This window comes from Mesorhizobium sp. M5C.F.Ca.IN.020.29.1.1, from assembly GCF_003997375.1.
In the GTDB taxonomy this organism is placed as follows: domain Bacteria; phylum Pseudomonadota; class Alphaproteobacteria; order Rhizobiales; family Rhizobiaceae; genus Mesorhizobium; species Mesorhizobium wenxiniae.
The window spans coordinates 1-5,007 of record NZ_RZSW01000472.1; the positions used below are offsets into that span (position 1 = coordinate 1).

The following is a 5,007-nucleotide window of genomic DNA, read 5'->3' on the forward strand; positions in this document are numbered from 1 at the left end:
CCCCGACGACCGAATGACCTCGGCTGGCGACAACTCGCACGCCAGCCGAGGTCATTCGGTCGTCGGGGAGACCAGCCCAGCGACCGCTGGGCACTCCGATGCGTGTCGAACCGCCGATCAACAACCTTCGGGGGTCTTTTTCACCTGGCCGGGCGCGGCGGTGTTGGCAGCCGTATCCTGCTGGCCCGGAGCGGCCTGCTGAGCACTACCGGTCTGCTGGCCAGGTGCGCAGTCCCTGGCCGAGTTCGGATTGGTGGTGCCGCTGGTGGTGGTCGTGTCGGTGCCCTGATCGTTGGGCGTGTTGGCCCCGCTGGTGGTGGTGCCGGTGCCCTGGGTCGTGCTGGGCACGGTTGTCGTGGTCGAAGTTCCGCCCGTCGAGGTGCCGCTCGAGGTACCGCTCGTCGTCTGGGCAAGGGAAAGCCCGGTCGACACTGCCAGAATTGCCGAGGCCAAGAGTATGCGTTTCATCTTCTTTCTCCGGTTCTGAATGCGCGACATGCGCTGGTAAATCCAACAGGCAGACCGAAGGAGTGTTCCGCCTATGAAGTGTCAACTTTTGTAACTCTGGCCTTACGGCTAGTCTCCGCGCCAGGAGTGCGAAACGAACGGCACTTACTTTATTCGTCCCTCCAGAGCACCCGCACTCGAGCTCACGTGGAGGGAAGCGTCACGATGTTGTCGGGTTTGGAAACGTAGCCACGTTTCGGAGTTCCGTCTGGATAGCCATCAAAGGTCTGGCGGCTGGCAGCAACATCATTCACAAAGTCAGTGCACCACTTCACGACCCCGTGGCGGGTCGATCGATGCGCTGCCGACGGGCGGTGTTACTACTTTGATGCAATGTTGAATTGCAGCCCGCCTATGTTCCGGGCCGCTCTGGATTTGACGCCTTCCGGAGGCTTGTTGACCAAGGTCGGCATGAGCGGTTCGATAAACTGCAACCGGCCATCTCCGGAACTCTTACTTATACTGGAACCCGTTCCCCTTTGCCGCAGCGTGGGTCGGACATTGGAACGAAAGGCGCATTCGCGAATTCTTCCGCTAGATAATTGGAATCGTCGCCCATGAGGCTCGCGACCCTCCACCTTGAAACTGCGAAATACGGCGACGTATATCGCGCCGCACGGCTCGCGCTGTTAAGGCAGCAAATGGTGAGGCATATCAAGCGGACGGACCGCTCGGCGCAGAAAGTCGAGCAAGCGCTGGTCAGGTTGGCTGAAGCCAACGCTCCCGTAGAGCGGCTCGCGCCGCATCAGTAGGGCGTGGCGCTGCAGGATAGATGCCAGGTGAAAGTAATCATGCAGATTTCTCGGACTGAAGTTAACCAGGCGATCACGCCCACCGGAGAGGCAATCCTGCGCGTGATCTTCTGCGGTGAAGGCGGTGACTGCGTCACTGTCGACATGGCTAATGTAGAAGCTGGAAAAATGCGGCCGTCGATCGGGCAAGGGGATATTGGTCCAGCCCGCTACCTTCGAGCTTGCGGCCGACGACTATGATGCCGTGTTTAGAAGCTGCGCGCGAGGAAGCAGTTCGATGCGCCATCGATCTTCTGGTCGACCTTCAGCCCGGCACGGACTATCTTTCAGGTTGGCTCGTGCGCGTGCGAGACGAGAACGGCGAAGTGCTCAACGCCATCGACGTGCAGGAGGCGGAAGCGGCCCGTCAGACAAGACAATGAACCGGCAGCGGCTGGAGGCGGATTGCCAGAGATCCGAGGCTATGGCGGAACTTCCCGGGTCATGCCCACGCCGCTGTAGACGCTATGCATCAACCAGTTGCGACCGAGGCTGATCATGGCCGCCCTAGGCCTGGTACACGGTCCGCTTGGTGAGAACTCCCTACATCTTTGCGTTGACATGCAGCGCTTGTTCGCACCGGGCGGGCCATGGGCCGTGCCGTGGGCGCAGAGGGTGCTGCCGGCCATCGAGGAGCTGGTGGACAGACACCCGGAGCGAACACTGTTCACCCGCTTCATTCCCGCCGCCCGACCCGGCGAAGGACCGGGCATGTGGGCGCGGCATTATCGGCGTTGGGCCGAGGTCACCCTTGCCAACATCGATGCTGGCCTCGTCGAGTTGATGCCATCTTTGGCGCGGTTCGTGCCGCCGGCGAAAGTTCTCGATAAGCATGTCTACTCTCCGTGGACCGAAGGTCGGCTCAACGCGATGCTCACGGGGTCGGGAATCGACACGCTGGTCATCTCCGGTGGCGAGACCGATGTCTGCATCCTGGCCACGGTCCTCGGCGCCATTGACCATGGCTTTCGAACTGTTCTCGTCACGGACGCCATCTGCAGCTCAGCCGATCAGACCCACGATGCGCTGATGGAGCTTTATCGCTCGCGCTTCAGCGAGCAGGTCGAGGCGGTGAGGATCGAAGAGGTTCTGGAGAACTGGCGCTAGTCGAAGGCTCGAGAAGACACGATCATGAGAACCATTTTTCGGGACAACGGGCTTACGATCGTCTTGGTGGCGATGTTCCTGTTCAGCATCGTCGGCATGATCTGGTCGGGCCGTTCTGCCTACAATCAAGACCTTCGTGAGCATGGCTCGGCAGCGATCGGCTTCTTGGCTTATTTGAAAAGCGGCAACTTCCTCTCGGCGCTCTTCGAAAACTGGGAAAGCGAATTCCTGCAGATGTCGGCCTATGTCATGCTAACAGCGATGCTGTTTCAGCGCGGCTCGGCCGAGTCGCGTGATCCCGATGATCCCGACCGGCCCAAGGACGAACTTCCGACCGCTACTGGCAGGCGCAATCCGATCCTGTGGTGGCTCTATTCCTACTCGCTTGGCATAGCGCTGGCCCTGATGTTCATCATCTCCTTTGGCTTGCACTGGTGGGCGAGCCTGACTGCTGCGAACGAGGAAGCGCTGCTGCACGGCGGCAAGGTTCAATCGATAGGAAGCTATCTTCTCGACGCCCAGCTATGGTTCGAGTCGTTTCAGAACTGGCAGTCGGAGTTCCTGTCGACCGCGGTCCTGGTCGTGCTGTCGATTTTCCTGCGCCACAAGGGCTCCCCGGAATCGAAGCCTTCTGGCGCGTCAAACTCCGAAACCGGCGCATAAGTCTCCGCGTGCACCCAACGATCGCTATGCGTCGGCAATCACGCGGTACCGAAAACGGTTGCGAATGTGGTTGTTAAAGAAGCGGCCTTTTAGGTTACGAAGGCGTTTCGGAAGGCCGCATAGGTCTCTGGCGGAACAGCTTTGTAGTCGTAAGGTTTGCCGCTCGTCACGAACCACACCGAGAACCTTGGTCTGCGGATCGTACTCCGTTTGCGGATTGAGGTTGATGGCATGATGTCGGCGCTCTATACGAGCGCCATCGGCATGTAGCGGATGCTCACCGTGTCCTGCCGGAACCGCCGTTCGAGCTCGGCGCGCCGTCTGCGCCAGTCCGGTAAGTCGATCTCCTCCACCCTCACTTCGAAGATGACGATATCATCTTTGCTGGCTACTCGCCATCCTGCCACTGACCTTCCGCGGGCGCCTGCAGGTAGGCCGTAACCCCTTCGAAACAGCTGGCCAGGTCTTCCTTCACAAGGTCGAAATCCTCCCGCCCAAACGGCCGGCCGATGTTGTCCGCGCTGGGAAGCAGGATGTGGACGAGGTGCATGGCGACCGCTCGATGAAAAGCGGTCAACGATTGCAAAGACACCGCGTTCCTTTGCTTGGCCGGGCAATTGACCGATGCGGACGGCATCGGGGCATTCGTCCCCGAGACTGAGCGGGCGGGCGATTTGCGGCCGTCCACCTAGCGCATCAAACCCGCCGCCCGAAGGGCAGCCTCGATCATCTTCTTCACGCCGGGCTGGCCCGATTCCGTGTGAGGCGGGAACTGATGGAGGGCAGCCAAATGTGGGGGCTTCGTCTTCGCATTTTCCATAGCTGGCGCCGGTGACTGGGGTGGTTTCCGTTCGCTGGCGGGCACTTGCGGCCTTGATTTCCGGGAGGCGCTTTCCTCCGTTGCCGCGATCCCCCAGAACTGCGCGATCTCGCGTGTGGAGGCGATGCCGACATCAATCATGTAGGGTCCCGGAGCGCCGAGGCCGTTGCCGAGCGGCGTGCCGTGGCCCATCCCGGCGATCATGTTGATTTCGATCAAGGCCTCTCCCGCGCCGTTACGCCAGACCTGCTTTGCGTGCGGTCCGGCAGCTTCCACGCGCGCCAGTGCTTCTTCAAGCCGGTGGACGCCTCGCCATTGGCCTGCGATCGCTTCCGCGTTGGAAGGCGAAACCGTGTGGTCAGCGGCACCGTGCCAAATCGAAATCCTCGGCCACGGTCCCCGATGATCCGATGCGCGGCGGAGCGCCCGTTGCAGATCCTGTTCCGATGGACCGCCGTGGCCGCGCATGCGATCGAACGCCTCCGGGATTGTCGTTGCGCTGCCGTAGGGCAGGCCGGCAATCAACGCACCGCCGCCAAACACTTCCGGATAGGTCGCCAGCATGGCCGCCGCCATTGCAGCTCCGGCCGAGAGGCCGGTGATGAAGATGCGCCTTCGGTCGAGACCGTGCGTGACGACCATCGTTTCGATCATCTGGCGAATCGAAAGCGCCTCGCCCGAACCACGCTTGGTGTCGCCAGGCTGGAACCAGTTGAAACAGAGGTTCGGATTGTTGCCGCGTTGCTGTTCGGGAAAGAGCAGCGCGAAGCCAGCCTCGTCGGCGAGTTGGGACCAGCCGGAATGATGGTTATAGCCGGCCGCGTTCTGTGTGCAGCCATGCAGCACGACGACGAGCGGGGCGCCCTTGGATAGGTGATTGGCAATGTAGAACTTCGCTCCCAACCCGCCGGGATTGGTACCGAAGTCGGCCAGCGTCTGGAGATGGTCCGACGCGCCGAGGTCGGCGGTATGCGTGGCATGTCGCGCCCGCAACGAGGCGAGGCGGGCGATGGTATCGGAGATTTTTCGCAATGGAGCCGTCCCTGTTGTGACCGCCCCGGAAGACGGCAATCTGTGCAACGCACGCGCAGCAATATCGTTGCTGCACTGCACAATAAC

At 61.2% G+C, this 5,007-nt stretch carries 9 protein-coding genes; 5 read left to right on the forward strand and 4 right to left on the reverse strand.

The window, feature by feature from the left end; genetic code table 11:
- Nucleotides 1-117: 117 nt before the first annotated feature.
- Complete coding sequence (locus EOA85_RS27335; RefSeq protein WP_127211851.1) at nt 118-468, reverse strand: hypothetical protein; 351 nt, start codon at nt 466-468, stop codon at nt 118-120.
- 596 nt (nt 469-1,064) lie between these two features.
- On the opposite strand from EOA85_RS27335, the gene EOA85_RS27340 reads away from it, so the two are divergent.
- From EOA85_RS27340 to EOA85_RS27360, 5 genes are all read left to right on the forward strand, one after another.
- The gene (locus EOA85_RS27340; RefSeq protein ID WP_127211852.1) at nt 1,065-1,259 is read left to right on the forward strand and encodes a hypothetical protein; all 195 of its coding nucleotides are present in this window, start codon (nt 1,065-1,067) and stop codon (nt 1,257-1,259) included.
- Between the two features lie 27 nt (nt 1,260-1,286).
- Complete coding sequence (locus EOA85_RS27345) at nt 1,287-1,499, forward strand: hypothetical protein (RefSeq protein WP_127211853.1); 213 nt, start codon at nt 1,287-1,289, stop codon at nt 1,497-1,499.
- Nucleotides 1,496-1,681 carry a hypothetical protein gene (locus tag EOA85_RS27350; protein WP_095520829.1) on the forward strand — a complete coding sequence of 62 codons (186 nt, stop codon included), beginning with the start codon at nt 1,496-1,498 and terminating at the stop codon, nt 1,679-1,681. Before EOA85_RS27345 ends, EOA85_RS27350 begins: the two co-directional genes overlap by 4 nt.
- Before the next feature lie 115 nt (nt 1,682-1,796).
- The gene (locus EOA85_RS27355; protein WP_127211854.1) at nt 1,797-2,405 is read left to right on the forward strand and encodes an isochorismatase family cysteine hydrolase; all 609 of its coding nucleotides are present in this window, start codon (nt 1,797-1,799) and stop codon (nt 2,403-2,405) included.
- 24 nt (nt 2,406-2,429) lie between these two features.
- Nucleotides 2,430-3,068 (forward strand): DUF6766 family protein, encoded by a 639-nt coding sequence (locus tag EOA85_RS27360; RefSeq protein WP_127211855.1) that lies wholly within the window; start codon nt 2,430-2,432, stop codon nt 3,066-3,068.
- A 245-nt stretch (nt 3,069-3,313) separates the two neighbouring features.
- On the opposite strand, the gene EOA85_RS39365 is transcribed toward EOA85_RS27360, so the two are convergent.
- From EOA85_RS39365 to EOA85_RS27375, 3 genes are read right to left on the reverse strand one after another with little or no spacing between them, the layout of a single operon-like run.
- Complete coding sequence (locus EOA85_RS39365) at nt 3,314-3,475, reverse strand: hypothetical protein (RefSeq protein ID WP_245486049.1); 162 nt, start codon at nt 3,473-3,475, stop codon at nt 3,314-3,316.
- Nucleotides 3,457-3,705 carry a hypothetical protein gene (locus EOA85_RS39370; protein ID WP_245486051.1) on the reverse strand — a complete coding sequence of 83 codons (249 nt, stop codon included), beginning with the start codon at nt 3,703-3,705 and terminating at the stop codon, nt 3,457-3,459. The genes EOA85_RS39365 and EOA85_RS39370 overlap by 19 nt, the downstream gene beginning before the upstream one ends.
- Before the next feature lie 51 nt (nt 3,706-3,756).
- Complete coding sequence (locus tag EOA85_RS27375) at nt 3,757-4,920, reverse strand: PHB depolymerase family esterase (RefSeq protein WP_127211856.1); 1,164 nt, start codon at nt 4,918-4,920, stop codon at nt 3,757-3,759.
- Between the last annotated feature and the right edge of the window lie 87 nt (nt 4,921-5,007).